Below are 20078 nucleotides of genomic sequence, written 5' to 3'. Positions count from 1 at the left end.
ATACCTGATAAGCGCCGGAAAACGGCGTCGGACACTCGGCAGGCGGTGATCCGCTGCGCCGCTGGAGGATAGGAAGACCATGTTCGGACGTCACATCGGGTCCGTATCCCTCGCCGCCCTCGCTGGTGCCCTTATGATGGGCGGCGCGAGCGCGCAGACGAATGTGAAGATCGGCATCCTAGGCGACCGCTCGGGCGCCTATTCCGACATCAGCGGCGAGGGTTCGGTGGTCGCCGCGAAGCTGGCGGTGGAGGATTTCAAGCCGGCCGAGCGCGGGCTGAAGGTCGAGATCGTCTCCGCCGACCACCAGAACAAGCCCGATGTCGGGGCCGGCATCGCCCGGCAATGGTACGACCGAGACGGTGTCGACATGATCACCGACGGCGTCACCTCGTCGGTCGCCCTGGCGATCAGCCAGGTGACCAAGGAGAAGAACAAGGTCTTCATCGATACCGGCGCCGGCACTGCCGACCTCACCGGCCCGCAATGCACGCCGAACACGATCCACTGGGTCTACGACACGGTGGCGCTCGCCAACGGCACCGGTGGCGCCATGGTCAAGCGCGGCGGCAACACTTGGTTCTTCCTCACGGCCGACTACGTGTTCGGCCAGACCCTGCAGCGCGACACCAGCGCGGTGATCACCAAGAACGGCGGCAAGGTCATCGGCTCGGTCAAGACGCCCTTCCCGACCTCGGACTTCTCGTCGTTCCTGCTCCAGGCCCAAGGGTCCGGCGCCAAGGTGATCGGGCTCGCCAATGCCGGCACCGACACGATCAATTCGATCAAGCAGGCCGGTGAGTTCGGCATCACCGAGGGCGGCCAGGCGCTGGCCGGCCTCCTGGTGTTCTCCTCGGACGTGCACTCCTTGGGCACCAAAGTCGCGCAGGGCCTCGTCCTGACCGAGCCATTCTACTGGGACCTGAACGACCAGACCCGGGCCTTCTCCGACCGGTTCGCCAAGCAGATGAAGGGCAATTCCAAGCCCACCGCCAACCATGCCGGCGTCTATTCGGATGTGCTCCACTACCTGAAGGCGGTGGCCGAGACGAAGTCGACTGCGGACGGCGCCGCCACCGTTGCCAAGATGAAGTCCATGCCCACCGACGACCCGCTGTTCGGCAAGGGCACGATCCGCGCGGACGGGCGCAAGATCCACGACATGTACCTGTTCGAGGTCAAGAAGCCGTCCGAGTCGAAGGGCGAGTGGGATCTCTACAACAAGCTCGATACGATCCCCGGCGACCAGGTCTTCCGCCCGCTCAACGAAGGCAACTGCCCGCTGGTGAAGGGCTGACGATGCGGCACCGAGGACGGCCATGAGGGGACCGCGATGACCACGATCTTCGGCGTGCCGACCCAGGCCCTGTTCGGGCAGTTGCTGCTCGGCCTGATCAACGGCTCGTTCTACGCGATCCTGTCGCTCGGGCTCGCGATCATCTTCGGGCTGTTGAACATCATCAACTTCGCCCACGGCGCGCTCTACATGATGGGCGCGTTCGTGGCCTGGATGCTGCTGACCTATGTCGGGCTCGGCTACTGGTGGGCGCTGGGCCTCGCCCCGCTGGTGGTGGGGGTGTTCGGGGTCGTGCTGGAGCGGGTGCTGATCGCCCGGCTGTACAAGCTCGACCACCTCTACGGCCTGCTGCTGACCTTCGGGCTGGCCCTGATCATCCAGGGCCTGTTCCGCAACCAGTACGGTGTCTCGGGCCTGCCCTACGCGATCCCGGCGGAGTTGTCGGGCGGTCAGCGTCTGCCGTTCATGTTCCTGCCGAACTATCGGGCCTGGGTGGTGGTGGCCTCGCTCACCGTCTGCATCGCCACCTGGCTCGTCATCGAGAAGACCAAGCTCGGCGCGTACCTGCGCGCCGCCACCGAGAACCCGACCCTGGTCCAGGCCTTCGGGGTCAACGTGCCCCTGTTCCTCACCCTGACCTACGGGTTCGGCGTGGCGCTCGCTGGCTTCGCCGGCGTGCTCGCGGCACCGATCTACTCGGTGAACCCCAACATGGGCGCCGACATCATCATCGTGGTCTTCGCCGTGGTGGTGATCGGCGGCATGGGCTCGATCATCGGCTCGGTGATCACCGGCTTCGCGCTTGGCCTGGTCGAGGGCCTGACCAAGGTGTTCTACCCCGAGGCCTCGGCCACCGTGATCTTCGTGATCATGGTGCTGGTGCTGCTCGTCAAACCCGCCGGCCTTTTCGGGCGCACGGCCTGATCGCGATCTAAGGGACGAATCCCATGGCCGACACCGCCGCCATCGACGTCGCACCGATCGCCGCCGCGCTGCCGACGCGCCGCGACGACAAGGCGCTGCACCGGATGATCTTCGTGGGCATCGCGCTGCTGCTGATCGCGGCGCCGCTGGTGCTCTATCCCGTCTACCTGATGAAGGTCCTGTGCTTCGCGCTGTTCGCGCTCGCCTTCAACCTGCTGCTCGGCTACGGCGGCCTGCTCTCGTTCGGCCACGCCGCGTATTTCGGCATGGCGAGCTATCTCTGCGCCTACACGGCCAAAAGCCTCGGCTTCACCCCGGAACTGGCGATCCTGGCAGGCACCGCCACGGCGGCTCTGTTCGGCCTGGTCTTCGGGTCGCTCGCGATCCGCCGCCAGGGCATCTATTTCTCGATGATCACCCTGGCGCTCGCCCAGATGGCGTTCTTCTTCTCGCTGCAGGCCAAGTTCACCGGCGGCGAGGACGGCATCCAGGCCGTGCCGCGCGGGTACCTGTTCGGCGTGTTCAGCCTCGCCGACGACCGGGCGATGTACGGCCTCGTCTGCGTGGTCTTCATGGTCGGAATGCTGCTGATCTACCGGATCATCCACTCGCCCTTCGGACAGGTGTTAAAGGCGATCCGGGACAACGAGCCCAGGGCGATCTCGCTGGGCTACCGGGCCAACCAGTACAAGCTCGCGGTGTTCGTCCTCTCGGCGACGCTCGCCGGGCTCGCGGGCTCGACCAAGGCGATCGTGTTCCAGCTCGCCTCGCTCACCGACGTCCACTGGTCGATGTCGGGCGAGGTCGTGCTGATGACGCTGGTGGGCGGCATGGGCACGGTGTTCGGGCCGATCGTCGGCGCGCTGGTGATCGTCACGATGGAGACGTACCTGGCGCAGTTCGGCGCCTGGGTGACGATCATCCAGGGCTGCGTCTTCGTGCTCTGCGTGCTGCTGTTCCGCGAGGGGATCGTCGGCCTGATCGCCCGGATCATCCGCAAGCCGCTGTGAGATCCGCCGAGGTGGCCATCGTGCGATCGTTGACGGATCATTAACCACGACAGCTCAACCTGCAGTTCCCAGGCTGACAGGTTTACCCATGACGAAGACCCAGCCACTGAGCATCGACGATCCCGCGGTGGATTGCCCGATTCCGCCCGAAACCGTCGGCCAGTTGATCAAGGCCGACGCCGATACCGCCTCCTACATCCTCGATGGCATCCCGGAGGCGACCCGGGCGCGCCTCGCCGTCTGGCTGTACGGGCGCAGCCACACCCACGAGATCGGCGTGCGCGTCGCCGCGACCTGCGACGGCGCAACGCTGCGCCGCACCGCCGGCCTTGTCGGCAACGCCCTCTACGACGCGTCGCGCCGGCCCTACAAGGCGCCGAGCCACGGCGCCCGGCCGGCGGGCAACCGCGTCAGCCTCGGCGGCTCGGGCCGCCGCGCCTGAGCGCCGCGGCGGCATGAGGCTCTAGGAGCGCCGCTCCCCCCGGGCTATCGTGGCCCTCGATGTCCATTCTCGCGCCCGTCATCCGCCGCCTGGACCCGATCCTCGTCGACCGCATTGCCGCGGGCGAGGTGGTGGAGCGTCCGGCCTCGGCCGTGAAGGAGCTGGTCGAGAACGCCATCGATGCCGGGGCCCGCACCATCGACGTGGTGGTGGAGAATGGCGGCCGCCGGCTGATCCGGGTGGTCGATGACGGCCGCGGCATGAGCCCGGAGGATCTGGCGCTCTGCGTCGAGCGCCACGCCACCTCAAAGCTGCCGGGCGGCGACCTCTCGGCCATCGACACGCTGGGCTTTCGCGGCGAGGCTTTGCCCTCGATCGGCGCCGTCTCGCGCCTCGCGATCACCACCCGCCCCGAGGGCGCCGAGGCCGGGGCGAGCCTCACCGTCGAGGCCGGCCTCAAGGGTCCCGTCCGCCCGGCCCCGGCTCAGCGCGGCACGCGGATCGAGGTGACCGAGCTGTTCGCTGCGACGCCGGCGCGGCTGAAATTCCTCAAATCCGACCGGGCCGAGAACGCCGCCATCGCCGAGACCCTGCGGCGGCTCGCCGTGGCCCAGCCCGGCATCCGCTTCACCCTGCGCTCCGATGCCGGCCAGCCGCTGCTGCTGCCGTCCGAGACCGGCCCTGAAGGGGAACTCCGCCGCCTCACCGCCGTGCTGGGCGCGGATTTCGCCGCCAACGCTCTGCCGGTCTCGCTGACCCGCGAGGGGTTTTCGGTCACCGGCCATGTCGGCCTGCCGACCTATCACCGCGGGGCCGCGGGCTACATCCACCTCGTGGTCAACGGCCGCCCGGTGCGCGACCGGCTGCTCCTCGGTGCGGTGCGCGGGGCCTATGCCGACACCCTGGCCTCCGATCGCCATCCGGTGCTCGGGCTTTCCATCGCCTGCGATCCCGAACTGGTCGACGTCAACGTTCACCCGGCCAAGACCGAGGTCCGGTTCCGCGAGCCCGGCCTGGTGCGGGCGCTGGTGGTGAGCGCGATCCACGACGCCCTGCGCCGGGGCGGCGCCCGCTCGGCCACCACCGGCGCCAACCGGACCCTCGACGCCCTGCGCCCGGCCGGGCCGGCGCTCGCCACCCATACCGGCGCCGCGGCGCCGAGCCTGTTCCGATCGGCCCGGCCGAGCTTCTTCCCCGCGGGCACGCCCTCCGTAGCGGCCCCCTCGGGCTATCGCCGGCCGGAGAACTGGCGTCCGGCCCCCGAATCCGCCGTCGAGCATGCGGAGCCGGTCTTCGGGGAACCGCAGGGTTTCGGGGAGGCGGCCCAGGCCCTGTTCGAGCGGCCGGCAAATGACGCGGCGCCGCCCCAGGCGGATGTCCGCTCCGTGGCCGAGGCGGCCGAGGCCGTCGACCACCCCCTCGGCGCGGCCCGCGCCCAGATCCACGAGACCTACATCCTGGCCCAGACCAGGGACGGCCTGGTGATCGTCGATCAGCACGCCGCCCATGAGCGCCTCGTCTACGAACGGATGAAGGCGGAGCGGGCCCGGGGCGGCATCGCCCGCCAGGGCCTGCTGATCCCCGACGTGGTCGAGATGAGCCCGGACGCCGCCGAGCGCCTCGTGGCCGCCGCACCGGATCTCGACCGGCTCGGCCTCACCATCGAGGCGTTCGGGACCGGCGCCGTGCTGGTCCGCGAGGTGCCGGCCGCCCTGCTCGGCGCCTCGATCCGCGACCTCGTCACCGACATCCTCGACGCGCTGGAGGCGAGCGGCGACGAGGAGGGCGGCGCCCCCGCCACCGAGGGCGGCCCGCTCGGCCGGCGCCTCGACGCGGTGCTCTCGCGCATGAGCTGCCACGGCTCGGTCCGCGCCGGGCGGCGCCTGCGTCCGGAGGAGATGAACGCGCTGCTCCGCGAGATGGAGGCGACGCCCAATTCCGGCCAGTGCAACCACGGCCGCCCCACCTCGATCGAGCTGAAGCTCTCCGATATCGAGCGGCTGTTCGGCCGCCGATAACCTCCCTCGCCCAGCGCCCCCGCCGGAGCCCGCGACCATGGATTTCACCATCTCCCGCCGCGTCGAGGATTACCGCGCGCGGATCGCGGCCTTCGTGGACGCGCATATCCTGCCGGTGGAGGCGGATCGGTCGGCCTACGACGCGCACGGCAACATCAGCCTGGCCGAGCTGGCCCGTCTGCGCGGTCTAGCCCAGGCGGAGGGGCTGTGGTGCCTCCAGCTCAAGCCCGAGACCGGCGGCGCCGGGCTCGACAAGGTCGGCATGGCGGTCTGTTACGAGGCGATGAACCGCTCGATCTTCGGGCCGGTGGTGTTCAACTCCGCCGCCCCCGACGACGGCAACATGATGGTGCTGGAGAAGGTCGCGACCCCGGCCCAGAAGGCGCGCTGGCTCGCCCCGATCGTGCGCGGCGAGGTCCGCTCGGCCTTTGCGATGACCGAGCCGCATCCCGGCGGCGGCTCCGATCCCGGCATGATCCAGACCCGGGCCGAGCGGCGGGGCGACACCTACGTGGTCACCGGCCGCAAATGGTACATCACCGGGGCCGAGGAGGCCGCCCATTTCATCCTGATGGCGCGCACCTCCGACGATGCCCGCAAGGGGCTCACCGCCTTCCTGTTCCACAAGGACCAGCCGGGCTGGGAGATCCTGCGCCGGATCCCGATCATGGGCCCGGAGGAGCATGGCGGCCATTGCGAATTGCTGTTCGACGGTCTGGAGATCCCGGCCGAGAACGTCCTGATGAACGAGGGCGACGGCCTCAAGCTGACCCAGATCCGCCTCGGCCCGGCGCGGCTGACCCATTGCATGCGCTGGCTCGGCCTGTCGAAGCGCTGCGTCGAGATCGCCCGGGCCTACGCGGCCGAGCGGCACGGCTTCGGCATCCGCCTCGCCGACCGGGAGAGCATCCAGCTCATGCTCGGCGACCTCGCCATGCGGATCGAGATCGGCCGGCTGCTGGTGATGAAGGCCGCCTGGGCGCTGGACCAGGGCAGCTTCGCCCGCAAGGAAGTCTCGATGGCCAAGGTCCACGTCGCCAACCTGATCCACGCGGCGGCCGACATCGCGATCCAGATCAACGGCGCCCGGGGCTACTCCACCGACACGCCGCTCGAATGGATCTACCGCTACGCCAGGCAGGCCCGGCTGGTGGACGGGGCCGACGAGGTCCACAAGATGGTGCTCAACCGCAATCTCGAGGCCGAAGGCGATGCGTTCTGGACTTGGGGTGTTGAGGAATGACCGACGTCATTCCATCCCTTGAATGAGTGTCCAACCCACCCCCTCATCCTGAGGTGCGGCGAAGCCGCCTCGAAGGAGGCCTCCAGGGATCGCGCGGCGGGCTGGAGGGCTCCTTCGAGGCCCGCTGACGCGGGCGCCTCAGAATGAGGGCGCGGGTGGGATGATCGGTTGTCTGCGCATCCGGCAGTAAAGAATAAAAACCGGCAATGGGAACGCCTTGATCGGCGGTAGGCGACGAGAGGAAAGGTCCGAAAAAATGACCGATGTCGTGATCACCGGCGCGGTGCGCACCGCGATCGGCACCTTCGGGGGCTCGCTCGCCGCGATCCCGCCAGCCGAGCTGGCGGCCCAATGCGTCGCGGAGGCGCTGAAGCGCTCCGGGACCGCGCCCGAAACCGTCGGCCATGTGGTGCTGGGCCACGTCATCCCGACGGAGCCGCGGGACGCCTATATCGCCCGGGTCGCGGCCATCGAGGGCGGGGTGCCCGAGGCGGTGCCGGCGCTCACGGTCAACCGCCTGTGCGGCAGCGGCCTGCAGGCGATCGTCTCGGCTGCCCAGGCGATCATGCTGGGCGATGCGGACGTCGCGGTGGCCGGCGGTGCCGAGAGCATGAGCCGCTCGCCCCACCTCTTGAAGACTGGGCGGTTCGGCCAGCGCATGGGCGACGCCGCCCTGGTCGATTACATGGTCGGCGTGCTCAACGACCCGTTCGGCCACGGCCATATGGGCGTCACCGCCGAGAACGTCGCCGAGCGCTACGGCATCTCCCGAGCCATGCAGGACGACTTCGCGGCCGAAAGCCAGGCACGGGCCGCCCGGGCGATCCGCGAGGGCCGGTTCCGCGAGCAGATCTTACCCGTCGAGGTCCAGCACAAGCGCGAGACCGTGGCGTTCGACACCGACGAGCACCCGAAGGCCACGAGCGCCGAGGATCTCGCCAAGCTCCGTCCGGCCTTCTCCAAGACCGGCAGCGTCACCGCCGGCAACGCTTCGGGGCTCAACGATGGTGCCGCGATCGTTGTGCTGGCGAGCGCGGCGGCGGCCGAGCGCGACGGGTCGAAGCCGCTCGCCCGGATCGTCGGCTACGCCCATGCCGGGGTCGATCCGTCCGAGATGGGCATGGGACCGGTGCCGGCGGTGCAGCGTCTGCTAAAACGCACCGGCCTGCGCGCCGCCGATTTCGATGTCATTGAATCGAACGAGGCCTTCGCGGCTCAGGCCTGCGCGGTCTCCCGCGCCCTGGATCTCGACCCGGCCAAGGTCAACGTGAATGGCGGCGCCATCGCGCTCGGCCATCCGCTCGGGGCAACGGGGGCGATCGTCACCGTGAAGGCCCTCTACGAGCTGGCTCGGGTCAACGGCCGCTACGGGCTTGTCACCATGTGCATCGGCGGCGGCCAGGGCATCGCCATGGCGATCGAGCGGCTGCACTGAGATGGCGAACCTGTTCGATCTCACCGGCCGGCACGTGCTGGTCACCGGTGCGTCGAGCGGCCTCGGCCGCCACTTCGCCGGCACGCTGGCCAAGGCCGGCGCCCGCCTCTCGCTCGGCGCCCGCCGCGCCGACGCCCTGGCCGAAACCGTCGCACGGGTCGAACAGGGCGGCGGCGAGGCACACGCCGTCGTCATGGACGTGACCGATGCCGCGAGCGTCGAGCGGGCGCTCGACGCCGCCGAGGCGCGGTTCGGCCCCGTTTCGGTGCTCATCAACAATGCCGGCGTCACCGCCACGAAGCCCGCCCTCGATTTGGATGAAGCCGACTGGGACTTCGTGCTCGACACGAACCTGAAGGGCGTCTGGCTGGTGGCGCAGGCGACCGGGCGGCGCATGGTCCGGCACGGGGCGGGCGGCAGCATCGTCAACATCGCCTCGATCCTGGGCTTGCGGGTCACCGGCGGGCTCGCGCCCTACGCTGCCTCGAAGGCCGGGGTGGTGCAGCTCACGAAAAGCCTGGCGCTTGAATGGGCGCGCCATGGAATCCGGGTGAACGCCTTGGCCCCGGGCTACATCGCCACCGAGCTGAACGACGCGTTCTTCGACTCCGAGCCCGGCAAGGCGCTGATCAAGCGCGTGCCGCAGCGCCGGCTGGGCGCGGCCTCGGAACTCGACGGGCCGCTCCTGCTGCTCGCGTCGGATGCCGGCTCGTACATGACCGGCAGCGTCGTCGCGGTCGATGGCGGCCACCTCGTGTCGGGACTCTAGCCGATGGAACAAACGCGGCTGCGCGACTGGATCGCCGGGCATCTCGGCCATCCCGACCTCACCATCGAAGAGATCCGCCCGCTGGGCGGCGGCTCGATCCAGGAGAATTGGCTGGTCCGCTGCCGGATCGGAGATACCGCGCGGGCCTTCGTGCTGCGCATGGACGCCGCCGCGACCATCGCGTCGAGCCGTTCCCGGGCGGAGGAATTCCGCATCCTCGAAACGGTCTGGCAGGCGGGCGTGCGGGTGCCGGAGCCGGTCGGATTCTGCGACGATCCGGCGGTTCTCGGTTCGCCCTTCGCGCTGATGGGCCTCGTCGAGGGCGTCGGCCTCGGACCGCGCATCGCCAAGGACCTGTCCCTCGGTGGCGACCGGGAGGTCCTGGCCGAGACGCTCGGCCGGGAGTTGGCCCGCATCCACGGTGCCGTCGATCCGCGGGAGCCGCCCGCTGCGCTCGCCTTCCTGGGCGAGCCCGAGAAGCAGCCGGCGCTCGCCGAGATCGCCCGGCTGCGCGCCAGCCTCGACGGGATCGGCGCCCAGCGCCCGGCGATCGAATGGGGGCTGCGCTGGGGCGAGGTCCGGGCGCCGGACTGCCCGGCGCCGGCCCTGGTGCATCGCGACTTCCGCACCGGCAACTACATGGTCGATGAATCTGGGCTCACCGCGATTCTCGACTGGGAATTCGCCGGCTGGGGCGATCCCGCACAGGATCTCGGCTGGTTCTGCGCCGCCTGCTGGCGCTTCGGCCGCCCCGACTTGGAAGCCGGCGGCATCGGCTCCCGGGCGGCGTTCTATCGGGGCTACACGGAGGAGAGTGGCTGGGCCATCAATCCCGAGAGCGTCGCCTACTGGGAGGTGCTGGCGCATCTGCGCTGGGCGGTGATCGCCCTGGAACAGGGCGCCCGCCACGTCTCCGGCCGGGAATTCTCCCTGGAGCTGGCGCTCACCGGCCGGATGGTGCCGGAACTCGAACGCACGATCCTGCGGGCGACCGCCCCGGAGCACTGGAGCTGAGCATGCAGGACGAACCCTCCGGCGCCGCCCTCCTCGACGCCGCCCGCCGGGCGCTCACGGAAGAAGTCGTGCCCGGCCTCACCGGCCGCCCCCGCTACGTCGCCCTGATGGTCGCCAACGCCATCGGCATCGCCGCCCGCGAGATCGCGCAGGCGGACCGGCTCGGCGAGACCAGCGCGCGGCTCCTTGGTGGCACGGGTGATGATGCGCTGGACGACCTGGTCCGGGCGATCCGAACCGGCGCGCGCGATGCCGATCCGGAGCTGCACGCGGCCCTCAGCGCCGCCGCGGAGGCCGCCGCCGACATCTGGAAGCCGTCGAAGCCCGGAGCGTGACGGTCAAACCTGGGGGGGCATCCAACTCACCCCCTCATCCTGAGGCTGCTGTGCAGCAGCCTCAGGATGAGGGCCTACGACGTTCACACATCCCCGGATGTGGCGCGGTTCCCCTCTCCCGTGCGGGAGAGGGACAGGGTGAGGGATGCGACCTCTCCGGAAAGACCTGATCCCTCACCCCAACCCTCTCCCGCACGGGAGAGGGGGTACGTCGCGGCTTTCGCAAGCCGATGTGCGAGCATCGTTGCTCTGCGGGGGAGGGAGGGCCGCGGTGTCTCCGGCGTATCCTGCCGACCCCGATGTGTGAATCTGCTAGGGATGAGGGCGGGGGTTGGATACCCAGCGTTAGACCGGATCCGACAACCCCCGGGCCTGCTCGCGCAGGACGAATTTCTGGATCTTGCCGGTCGAGGTCTTTGGCAGGGGGCCGAACACCACGGTCTTGGGCACCTTGAACCGCGCCATCCGCTCTCGGCAGAAATCGATCAGCTCCCGATCGGTGAGGCTGCCCGCGCCGGGCTTCATCTCCAGGAACGCGCAGGGGCTCTCGCCCCAGGTGGCGTCCGGGCGGGCCACCACGGCGGCCAGCATCACCGCGGGATGGCGCATCAGTACCTCCTCGACTTCCAGGCTGGAGATGTTCTCCCCGCCCGAGATGATGATGTCCTTGGCCCGGTCCTTGATTTCGACGGCGCCGTCGGGGTGCCAGACCGCGAGGTCGCCGGTGCGGTACCAGCCGCCGGCGAGCGCCTGCGCGGTGGCGTCGGGATTGCCGAGATAGCCCTTCATCACGGTGTTGCCGCGTAGGCAGATCTCGCCGACCGTCAGGCCGTCCTGCGGCACCGGCCGGTCGGTGTCCGGATCGACAACGACCACGCCCTCCAGGGTCGCGAGCGCCACGCCCTGCCGGGCCATCCGGGCGTAACGGTCGTCGTCCGGCAGGTCGGCCCAATCGGGCTGTTCCAGGCAGACGGTGGCCGGGCCGTAGCTCTCGGTGGCGCCGTAGAGATGCGTCACCTGGAAGCCGAGCTCTTCCATGGTGCGGATGATCGTCGAGGACGGCGCCGCCCCGCCCACCGCGCAACGCACCCGCTGCCGAAACGGCACGCGGTCCGAGGCCGGGGCGTGGGCGATCATCGAGAGCACGATCGGTGCGCCGCACAGATGCGTCACGCCGTGCTCGGCGATCAGCGCAAAAATCGCCGCCGGCTCGACCTTGCGCAGGCAGATCTGGGTCGCGCAGGCGGCGACGCTCGCCCAGGGGTAGGACCAGCCGCTGCAATGGAACATCGGCAGCGTCCAGAGATAGGCGCTCTCGGCGGTGAGCCCGAAGGTGACGGCGTTGCCGAGCGCCTGCAGATAGGCGCCGCGATGACTGTAGACCGCCCCCTTCGGATCGCCGGTGGTGCCCGACGTGTAGAGCAGGCAGAGCGACTGCCACTCGTCCCTGGGGCCGGGCCAGGCATAGTCCGGGTCGCCCTCGGCGAGCAGGGTCTCGTAGGGAATCGCGCCGGCGATGCCGGTGACACCGATCTCCACCACCAGGATCGCCCGCGCACGATCGGCGAGGGCCCGGGCGGCGAGCGCCCCGTACTCGGCCTCGACGATCAGCACCTGGGCGCCGCCGTGGTCGAGGGAGAACGCGATCGTCGCCGGGTCGAGGCGGGTGTTCAGCGGATTCAGCACGGAGCCGAGCATCGGTACGGCGAAATGCGCCTCGATCATTTCGGCGACGTTCGGCGCCAGGATCGCCACCGTGTCGAGGCGCCCGATCCCGCGCCGTGCCAGCCCGGAGGCGAGGCGGCGGCAGCGCCCATACAGCTCGGCATAGGTCAGGCGCCGCGCCCCGTCGATGACGGCGATCCGCGCCCCTACGGAGGCGGCGGCCCGAGCCAGCAGGCTGACCGGCGTCAGCGGAACGTAGTTCGCCGGCGTTTGGTCGAGCCCGGTCTCGAACGGGTGACGGTCGGATTCCCGGGCGCCCGCGCGGGTCGGATCTGTCTCCGTCATCGGTGTGCCTTCTGATCGGGCGGCTGGCGTGGCGTGCGCTCGGCCCTGAGATGACGTCGCGTCCCTCCGGACTGTCAATCGGCGCGCCGGTTACAGGCGGGCTCGGTCATCACACCGCCGCACGGATGTCGAAACCTGTCGAGACGATCCAGGCTCTGTCACGCGGCGGCGGTTGACGACGGAGCCGCCCTGGCGGAATGCGGTTGAGGACGTTCGACGCGCGGGAGAGGCTTGTGAAGGACGACAACCTGCCGATGGTCCCGCCACAGGCTGGACGCGAGATCGCCGAGGGCAGCCTGGCGCGGGTCCGCGAAGCCTATGAACACTTCGCCGAAGCCGGCGAGATGGCGTTGAACGCCTTCGAGACCTCCCTGGCGCAGAGCTTCGACGGCTGGCGCTCGGTGATGGGCTCAAGCCGCGAGACGGCGCATCAGCTCTCCGACAGCAATGTCGCCGGCGCCCGCAAGATGCGCGAGCAGTGGGACGCCGTCGGCGCGCGGCTCTACAACGCGTTCGAGGACAATGCCGGACACACCATGGCGGCGATGCGCGAGATCGGGCACCGGATGCTGATCGCCTCCGACACCAATGTCCGCGCCTCCCTGGACTTCGCCGAACGCCTGACGAAGGCGGCCGACGCCCGCGAGGTGGCGGCCTTGCACGTCACCTTCATGCAGGAGCAGTCGCGCCGCCTGACCGACCAGATGGTCGACCTCCACCAGACCACCAGCCGTCTCGCCCGCGAGGCCGCTGCCCGCACGGAAACCCCGTGACCGCGCTCTCCGCTGAGCGGGTCGCGGAGTCCGCACCGGAGCCGATGCCGCGCCTGGACGATCTCAGCCGCGCCGACGTGCCGTTCCGGACCGGCCATTTCGCCGCCTACGCGCCGCATGACTTCCACCGCATCGCCTATGTCGAATGGGGCGATCCGGACAGCCCCCACGTCGTCGTCTGCGTCCACGGCCTGAGCCGGCAGGGCCGGGATTTCGATCCGCTCGGATACAAGCTGGCCAAGATGGGCTACCGGGTCGTCTGCCCCGATCTGCCCGGGCGGGGCTTGAGCGGCTGGCTCAAGGACCCGGAACTCTACGGCCTGCCCCAGTATGCCGCCGATATGGCGGCCCTGATCGGGCACCTGCGGATCAGCGGCAAGATCGACTGGGTCGGCACCTCGCTCGGCGGCCTCACCGGCATGGTGCTGGCAGCCTCGGCCAACACGCCGATCCGCCGGATGGTCATCAACGACATCGGACCGTTCCTGCCCTGGGCGCCGATCCGCCATATCGGGACGCGGCTGCGCGACGCCCCGCGGCTGCACCACAACCTGGCCTCCGGCGAGTCGCGTCTCCGGACGGTGCTGTCGGCCTTCGGGCCGCTCACGGACGAGCAGTGGCGCCACATCGCCAAGCACAGCTTCTTCCCGGAGCCCAATGGCGGCTGGCGCCCGCACTACGATCCGGGCATCGGCGACGCCTTCCGGCCGGGGCGGGTCTACAGCGTCAGCATGTGGCGCGACTGGGACGCGATCACCTGCCCGGTTCTGCTGCTGCGCGGCGCGCACTCGGAACTGCTCCTCGCCTCCACCGCCGACGAGATGACCCGGCGCGGCCCGCCCACCCAGCGGATCGAGATCCCCGATTGCGGCCACGCCCCCGCGCTGCTCGACGACGCGCAACTCCGCATCGTCACCGACTGGCTCGGCCCCGCCGCCTGATCGGCAAGCCTCCGCACCGGCAGGACTCGGCATCGGCAAGCCTCGACATCGGAAAGACTCCGTGCGGATCAGATCAGGATCGATCCGAGGTTCGAAAGTCCAGGCGAGGCCGAATCATTTGTGCAGCAGGCAATCGTGCGAACGCGATCGTTGCCGGAAAGTCCCGGCCTGCGTAGTACCGACCGTCAAAATTGATCCGCCGGCGATCTGTGTGCCGATCGCCTTGGCGCGAACGCGAAACTCAGGCGGCTATGTTCGCCCTGCATGATCATGCAAGCGTGACCATTCGTTGCACACTGGGCTGCACTGTGGCACTAACAGGCGTCACGTCTGGACCTTGGCCGCGTGATGTTGCACCTGTCGGTTGTGAGCGTCGGCCAGGGTCCGCACGACCACGTCTGCGCAACCTGAAGAAGTTCGGACTTCCAACCATGTCCAACCCCACCCCCAAGCCGAAGCAGACCACGGCCATCGATCACGGGGTCGGCAGCCGCATCGCGTTCCTGCGCGCGGCCAACGGGCTGAGCCAATCCGCCCTCGCGAGCGCTTTGGGCGTCAGCTTCCAGCAGGTTCAGAAGTACGAGACCGGCAAGAACCGCGTCGGCGCCGGGCGCCTCCAGGCGATCGCCGAGCGGCTCGGCGTGCCGGTGGCGAGCTTCTTCGAGCCCGAGCCCGAGGCCGCCACCGAGAACGGCCCGGCGCTGCTCCGGGTCGCCGGAGCTGTGGAACTGCTTCGCGCCTACAACCAGATCACCGACGACCAGATGCGCCGGGACGTGATCGCGCTGGTGAAGTCCGCGGCCCGGATCGGCCACGGCACCGCCGACATCGCCGCGCAGCAGCGGTCCGCGACCAACGGCGCTGCCGCACCGTCGGCCTGAGACGGTCGCTGGGGCCGGTTGACCGGCTCCGCCAAACAGCCCACCGCGTCTCGCGAACCGGATTCGGGAGACGCCGGCGATGGCCGCGACACTGCTGACGAACCTGTTCGCCGATCTCGCCCTCGACGCGTCCGAGGAGATCGTCACGGTGCTGTATGCGGCGCCGGGCCTGCGGATCGAGCGCATCGTCTCGACCGGGCAGGCGAGCCCGCCGGGCTTTCACTATGACCAGCCGCAGGCAGAATGGGTGGCGGTGCTGGCCGGATCCGCCAATTTGCGCTTCGCCGACGAGCCGACACCGCGCCGGCTCACCGCTGGCGACACGGTCCTGATCGAGCCCCATCGCCGTCACCGGGTCGAGCGCACCGATTCGCCGACGATCTGGCTCGCGATCCATGTCGGGCCGGAAGTCGGAATGGACGAGACGCCGTGAACCCCGTTCAGCCTGCGAAGCGCGCCACCGCCACCGCAGTGTCGCCGTAGACGCGCCGCTCCAGCGGGGTAAAGCCCTCGGGCCAGGCGAGTTGCACGCCCTCGGCCTCCTCCACCACCGCCAGGGTGCCCGGCGCCAGCCACCCCCCTTCGGCCGCGCTCGCCAGCGCCAGGGGCGCCAGCCCGCGATTGTAGGGCGGATCGCAGAAGACCAGGGAGAACGGCGCCGTGGTGCCGGCCGGCCCGAGGCGCGTCGCGTCGCGGCGGAACAGCCGGGTCACGCCCTCGGCGCCGAACGCCTCGATATTGGAGCGAATCACCGCGCGCGCCTCGGCGCCCTCATCGACAAGGAGGGCATAGGCGGCACCCCGCGACAGGGCCTCAAAACCCAGGGCGCCGGTGCCGGCGAACAGGTCGAGGACCCGCGCGCCGGTAACAACTTCGTCATAGGCGTGCGTCAGCACGTTGAACAGCGACTCACGAAGCCGGTCCGACGTCGGCCGGATCGCGTCGGTGCGCGGGGTCGCGAGCTTCCGGCCGCGCCAGGCGCCGCCGACGATCCTCATCGACCGCGCGGCGGACGCCCACCGCCGCCACCACCGCCGCCGCTGGGTCTCGCGCCGCCGGGCTTACCGCCACCCTTGAAGCCGCCTGGACGGCCACCCGGCTTGGCTCCGGGACCTTTCCCAGCGAAGCCGCCGGCGCTCTTGCCGGCAAAACCACCGGGCCTGCCGCCGGGACGCGCTCCGCCGCCGGGCTTCGGACCGCCGAAGGCCGGCTTGCCCCCGGGGCCGGACCGCTCGCCGCGGAAGCCACTCTGGCCGCGCGGCGCGCCTTCGCCGGACCGCTCACCGCGAAAACCGCTCTGGCCGCGCGGTGCACCCTCGCCGGATCCAGCGCCGTAGGGCCGATCTCCGCGTCCGCCCGGCCGGGCGTCACGGCGGTCGTCCCGGCGTGCATCGTCCCGCGGGCCGGACGCCCCCCGGGCTGATTCGCGCGGCCCCGAACGGTCGCCGTAGCTCGGACGGTCACCCGCGCCCCGGTCGCCCCGCGGCGACGGTCCGCGGTTGCCCCAGCTCTCGCGATCCGGACGGCCCGCGGAACTCCGCTGACCGCCCTCGGGTGCGCCGCGGTCGGCGTAGCGGCGGCGCGGCTTCTCTTCCACGGCCGGCGCGGCCGGGCTCGCCGACAGGCGCTCGACCACGACCCGGCGATCGCCCTTCTGGAACGACCCGACCCGCTCATGGCCGCGCTCGGCCGCGGCCGCCTGCGACGCGCGCGGATCCGCGCCCCGGCGCGGGACGCGGGCGGCGTGCGGCTTGCCGGAATCCTCGTCGGCCCGCCAGGCCGACTTGCGCGGGCCGGACCCGGCCCCGCCGGTGGAGACCCGGGGCGCCGGCGCGGGGCGCGCGGCGTTGCGGCCGGCGGACGGCGCCCGCTCGGACTTCTCGGCCTTCTTGGGGCTTCCGAAAGCGCCGATCGGCTCGCGCACCGGGCTCTCGAAATCGACCCCGGCCTGCTCGGCCAGGGCCTTGCCGAGCTGGTCCTTGAGGACGCGCATGCGCACCTCCTCGACCAGGCCGACTTCAAGATCGCCGAGCTGGAACGGGCCGAAGGACAGCCGGATCAGGCGGTTCACCGACAGGCCGAGATGCTCGAGGATGCGCTTGACCTCGCGGTTCTTGCCTTCGCGCAGCCCGAGCGTCAGCCAGAGATTGTCGCCCTGCACCCGGTCCAGGGTCGCCTCGACCGGGCCGTACTCCATTCCGTCGATGGTCACGCCCTTGGCGAGGGTGTCGAGTTGGGCCTGATCGGTGTCGCCGTGAGCACGGACGCGGTAGCGGCGCAGCCAACCGGTATCGGGATGGGCGATCACCTTGGCGAGACCGCCGTCGTTGGTGAGGAGCAGAAGCCCCTCGGTGTTGATGTCGAGCCGGCCGACCGCGACCACCCGGGGCAGGTCCTCGGGCAGGACCTCGAAGACCGTCTGGCGGCCTTCCGGGTCGCGGGCGGTGGTCACGAGGCCGCGCGGCTTGTGGAAGATCCACAGGCGGCTGCGCTCGCGCGCCGGCATGCGCTCGCCGTCGATCAGGATCGTGTCGTCGTCGGTGACGTTGCGGGCCGGCGAGGTCAGAGTCTCGCCGTTCACGCTGACGCGCCCGGCAAGAATCATCGCCTCGGCGTCACGCCGGGAGGCGATGCCGGCCCGGGCCATCGCCTTGGCGATGCGCTCGCCCGGCGGGGTCGGGGTGTCGGGCTCGTCTGCGACCGGCTCGGCCGCCGCCTTCCGCGGGGGGCTCGCCGCGGAAGAATCTTCGGGCTTCGTCTCGGATTCGCTGCCCACATCGGTGGCGGGCTTCCAGCGCTCGGTTCGCGTGGTCTCGGTGTCCGGCTGGGCGGGCGCCCCCGGGACATCGTCTTTCGGTAAGTCACTCATGCGCCGGCCTTACCAGAGCCGGCCCGGACAGGCGAGACGGGTTGAGCCGCGGCAAAGGAATATGCGCTCAGCCCAACAAAACGGGGCGGCCCGAATGGACCGCCCCCGATCCTACGCCGTCAGGCGCGTCGTCAGAGCCTGGGGGAGCGCCCGCGCATCACGCCGAACACGGCGGAGACGAGGAACAGGGCGATCGCCACGAAGAACACGATCTTGGCTGCCTCGATGGCGGTACCGGCGATGCCGCCGAAGCCCAGGAGCGCCGCCACGAGAGCGACGACGAGAAACGTGATAGCCCAACCGATCATGGCAACCTCACGAAAGTCACGCGGTTCGGGATCGGAACCCGCCGCGGGCGGATCCCGATCCGGTCAGACGCTGGAACTCAGAGCTTGTCGGTCGCCGACTTCACGGCGCTCTTGGCGTCGCCCACGGTGCCCTGCGCCTTGCCCTTGAGCTCCTGCGCGGCACCCTCGGCCTTCAGCTTGTCGTTGTTGGTCACGTCGCCGAGGCCCTGCTTGGCCTTGCCGAGGGCCTCGTTGGCGGCGCCCTTGATCTTGTCGGTGGTGCTGCTCATGGCGTTTCCTTCCGTCCAATCATCTCGCGGCGGCGCCGCAATCGAACTGGCAACGATGGCGATGCGGGGAATGTTCCAGGCATTAACATTGCCCTGGATCAGTCTCCGGCGCCGGGTGCTGCCTGTCCCGGCGATGGGGTGATAAACACCGTGGCGGCCGATCCGATCCAACAAGCTCAGCATGAATCGTCGGGGGCGTTCGACCGCGCCTTCGCGGCGGCGCGCGCGGCCGCCGCAGTCGGTGAGGTGCCGGTCGGGGCAGTGGTGGTCCGCGACGGCGTGGTGCTGGCGGTAGCCCATAACCGGCCGCGGGCGCTCCACGACCCGACCGCCCATGCCGAGATCCTGGCGATCCGCGCCGCCTGCGCGGCCATCGGCGACGAGCGGCTGACCGGCTGCGATCTCTATGTCACCCTGGAGCCGTGCCCGATGTGTGCCGGCGCGATCTCCTTCGCCCGGGTCCGGCGGCTCTACTACGGCGCGGCCGATCCCAAGGGCGGCGGCGTCGAGCATGGGCCTCGGGTCTTCAACCAGTCGACCTGCCACCACGCGCCGGAGGTCTATGGCGGCTTCCGCGAGATCGAGGCGGCCGGACTGCTGCGCGAATTCTTCGCCGAACGCCGCGACTGAGAGCTTGAACACGCGCGGCTTCGGGGCATCCTCGCAGGATCGAACGGAGCGTCCGCCCATGACACCGACTTATGCACGCGCCCTGATCGTCGGCGCCGGTTCCGGCCTCAGCGCCTCGCTCGCTCGGCTCCTGGCGGCGGACGGGCTGAAGGTCGGGCTGGCCGCCCGCAACGTCGATAAGCTCGCCGCGTTGGCCGCCGAGACCGGCGCCGTAGTCCATGCCTGCGACGCGAGCGATCCGAGCGAGGTCGAAGCCCTGTTCGCCCGGCTGGAGCCGGCCTTGGGCGGATCGCCCGACGTGGTGGTTTACAACGCCAGCGGCCGGCTGCGCGGGCCGGTCGTCGATCTCGATCCGGCAGCCGTCGCACAGTCCCTGATGGTGTCGGCCTATGGCGGCTTCCTGGTGGCGCAGGCGGCGGCGCGTCGGATGCTGCCGCACCGGCATGGGGCGATTCTGCTCACCGGCGCCTCGGCGAGCGTGAAGGGCTTTGCCGGCTCGGCGCCCTTCGCCATGGGCAAGTTCGCCCTGCGCGGCCTCGGCCAGAGCCTCGCCCGCGAATTGCAGCCGCAGGGCATCCACGTCGCCCACGTGGTGATCGACGGCGCCATCCGGAACCCGGCAAGGGGCGGCGAGCCGGCGGATTCCCCGGACAGCCATCTCGACCCGGACGCCATCGCCCGCGCCTATCGCGACCTGCTGCGCCAGGATCGCAGCGCCTGGACCTCGGAACTGGAGCTGCGCCCCTGGGTCGAGCGCTTCTGACGTGTTGTCTAGGTCGCGGACTCATAAAGTTCGCAGCCAGACCCGGAGGGCGGCGAGTTTGACGCTGGCAAGAAAGTTGTCGGGATCCTTGTCGTAGCGGGTGGCGACGGCGCGGAAGTGCTTGATCTTGCTGAAGAAGCGTTCGAC

At 70.2% G+C, this 20078-nt stretch carries 21 protein-coding genes and 1 pseudogene; 16 read left to right on the top strand and 6 right to left on the bottom strand.

Annotated elements, in window-relative coordinates:
• The first annotated feature begins 79 nt into the window (after positions 1-79).
• The 10 genes from MKL20_RS03800 (at position 80) to MKL20_RS03755 (ending at position 10487) form a co-directional block, all read left to right on the top strand.
• The gene (locus MKL20_RS03800) at positions 80-1297 is read left to right on the top strand and encodes an ABC transporter substrate-binding protein (protein WP_244035568.1); all 1218 of its coding nucleotides are present in this window, start codon (positions 80-82) and stop codon (positions 1295-1297) included.
• Positions 1298-1333: 36 nt separating this feature from the next.
• Positions 1334-2221 carry a branched-chain amino acid ABC transporter permease gene (locus tag MKL20_RS03795; protein WP_243962249.1) on the top strand — a complete coding sequence of 296 codons (888 nt, stop codon included), beginning with the start codon at positions 1334-1336 and terminating at the stop codon, positions 2219-2221.
• Positions 2222-2244: 23 nt separating this feature from the next.
• Positions 2245-3231: a branched-chain amino acid ABC transporter permease gene (locus tag MKL20_RS03790; RefSeq protein ID WP_244035567.1), complete on the top strand. Its 987-nt coding sequence runs from the start codon at positions 2245-2247 to the stop codon at positions 3229-3231.
• An 88-nt stretch (positions 3232-3319) separates the two neighbouring features.
• A complete protein-coding gene (locus MKL20_RS03785; RefSeq protein ID WP_244035566.1) occupies positions 3320-3673 on the top strand; it encodes a hypothetical protein in 354 nt (117 codons plus the stop codon).
• Positions 3674-3732: 59 nt separating this feature from the next.
• On the top strand, positions 3733-5691 hold the full coding sequence (gene mutL / locus MKL20_RS03780; protein WP_244035565.1) for a DNA mismatch repair endonuclease MutL: 1959 nt from the start codon (positions 3733-3735) through the stop codon (positions 5689-5691).
• Between the two features lie 37 nt (positions 5692-5728).
• The gene (locus tag MKL20_RS03775) at positions 5729-6934 is read left to right on the top strand and encodes an acyl-CoA dehydrogenase family protein (RefSeq protein WP_244035564.1); all 1206 of its coding nucleotides are present in this window, start codon (positions 5729-5731) and stop codon (positions 6932-6934) included.
• Between the two features lie 256 nt (positions 6935-7190).
• Complete coding sequence (locus MKL20_RS03770; RefSeq protein WP_244035563.1) at positions 7191-8369, top strand: acetyl-CoA C-acyltransferase family protein; 1179 nt, start codon at positions 7191-7193, stop codon at positions 8367-8369.
• A gap of 1 nt (position 8370) precedes the next feature.
• Positions 8371-9138, top strand: a complete 768-nt coding sequence (locus MKL20_RS03765) for an SDR family NAD(P)-dependent oxidoreductase (protein ID WP_244035562.1) — start codon at positions 8371-8373, stop codon at positions 9136-9138.
• A gap of 3 nt (positions 9139-9141) precedes the next feature.
• A complete protein-coding gene (locus tag MKL20_RS03760; RefSeq protein WP_244035561.1) occupies positions 9142-10152 on the top strand; it encodes a phosphotransferase family protein in 1011 nt (336 codons plus the stop codon).
• A 2-nt stretch (positions 10153-10154) separates the two neighbouring features.
• Positions 10155-10487: a DUF6285 domain-containing protein gene (locus MKL20_RS03755; protein WP_244035560.1), complete on the top strand. Its 333-nt coding sequence runs from the start codon at positions 10155-10157 to the stop codon at positions 10485-10487.
• A gap of 345 nt (positions 10488-10832) precedes the next feature.
• Here MKL20_RS03755 and MKL20_RS03750 read toward each other — a convergent pair whose 3' ends face one another.
• Positions 10833-12497 (bottom strand): AMP-binding protein, encoded by a 1665-nt coding sequence (locus tag MKL20_RS03750; protein ID WP_244035559.1) that lies wholly within the window; start codon positions 12495-12497, stop codon positions 10833-10835.
• Between the two features lie 233 nt (positions 12498-12730).
• Here MKL20_RS03750 and MKL20_RS03745 point away from each other — a divergent pair, with 233 nt between their 5' ends.
• The 4 genes from MKL20_RS03745 to MKL20_RS03730 all read left to right on the top strand — a co-directional run bounded on the left by MKL20_RS03745 (position 12731) and on the right by MKL20_RS03730 (position 15525).
• A complete protein-coding gene (locus MKL20_RS03745; protein ID WP_244035558.1) occupies positions 12731-13270 on the top strand; it encodes a phasin family protein in 540 nt (179 codons plus the stop codon).
• Positions 13267-14211, top strand: coding sequence for an alpha/beta fold hydrolase (locus tag MKL20_RS03740; RefSeq protein WP_244035557.1), 945 nt, complete (start codon positions 13267-13269; stop codon positions 14209-14211). The genes MKL20_RS03745 and MKL20_RS03740 overlap by 4 nt, the downstream gene beginning before the upstream one ends.
• A gap of 431 nt (positions 14212-14642) precedes the next feature.
• Entirely contained in the window at positions 14643-15092 is a 450-nt protein-coding gene (locus tag MKL20_RS03735; RefSeq protein WP_244035556.1) for a helix-turn-helix domain-containing protein, read from the top strand.
• A gap of 79 nt (positions 15093-15171) precedes the next feature.
• Complete coding sequence (locus MKL20_RS03730; RefSeq protein WP_244035555.1) at positions 15172-15525, top strand: cupin domain-containing protein; 354 nt, start codon at positions 15172-15174, stop codon at positions 15523-15525.
• Positions 15526-15532: 7 nt separating this feature from the next.
• On the opposite strand, the gene rsmD is transcribed toward MKL20_RS03730, so the two are convergent.
• The 4 genes from rsmD to MKL20_RS03710 all read right to left on the bottom strand — a co-directional run bounded on the left by rsmD (position 15533) and on the right by MKL20_RS03710 (position 18538).
• Positions 15533-16090 carry a 16S rRNA (guanine(966)-N(2))-methyltransferase RsmD gene (rsmD, locus tag MKL20_RS03725; RefSeq protein ID WP_244035554.1) on the bottom strand — a complete coding sequence of 186 codons (558 nt, stop codon included), beginning with the start codon at positions 16088-16090 and terminating at the stop codon, positions 15533-15535.
• Entirely contained in the window at positions 16087-17961 is a 1875-nt protein-coding gene (locus tag MKL20_RS03720) for a pseudouridine synthase (protein WP_244035553.1), read from the bottom strand. The genes rsmD and MKL20_RS03720 overlap by 4 nt, the downstream gene beginning before the upstream one ends.
• A 131-nt stretch (positions 17962-18092) precedes the next feature.
• Positions 18093-18269, bottom strand: a complete 177-nt coding sequence (locus MKL20_RS03715) for a DUF1328 domain-containing protein (protein WP_092039708.1) — start codon at positions 18267-18269, stop codon at positions 18093-18095.
• A 77-nt stretch (positions 18270-18346) separates the two neighbouring features.
• Positions 18347-18538: a CsbD family protein gene (locus MKL20_RS03710; protein WP_243971002.1), complete on the bottom strand. Its 192-nt coding sequence runs from the start codon at positions 18536-18538 to the stop codon at positions 18347-18349.
• A gap of 150 nt (positions 18539-18688) precedes the next feature.
• Between MKL20_RS03710 and MKL20_RS03705 the strand changes: the two genes are divergently transcribed.
• Together MKL20_RS03705 and MKL20_RS03700 are read left to right on the top strand one after the other, a co-directional pair.
• Positions 18689-19168 carry a nucleoside deaminase gene (locus tag MKL20_RS03705; RefSeq protein ID WP_244035552.1) on the top strand — a complete coding sequence of 160 codons (480 nt, stop codon included), beginning with the start codon at positions 18689-18691 and terminating at the stop codon, positions 19166-19168.
• A 58-nt stretch (positions 19169-19226) separates the two neighbouring features.
• Positions 19227-19931 carry an SDR family NAD(P)-dependent oxidoreductase gene (locus MKL20_RS03700; protein ID WP_244035551.1) on the top strand — a complete coding sequence of 235 codons (705 nt, stop codon included), beginning with the start codon at positions 19227-19229 and terminating at the stop codon, positions 19929-19931.
• A gap of 21 nt (positions 19932-19952) precedes the next feature.
• On the opposite strand, the pseudogene MKL20_RS03695 reads toward MKL20_RS03700, so the two are convergent.
• Positions 19953-20078 (bottom strand): annotated as a pseudogene (locus MKL20_RS03695) (IS5/IS1182 family transposase); the annotation flags it as partial.

Source organism: Methylobacterium sp. E-066, assembly GCF_022829635.1.
Taxonomy (GTDB): domain Bacteria; phylum Pseudomonadota; class Alphaproteobacteria; order Rhizobiales; family Beijerinckiaceae; genus Methylobacterium.
Note: the sequence above shows the minus strand (reverse complement) of the source record. Positions and strands in the feature narration are given on the sequence as shown.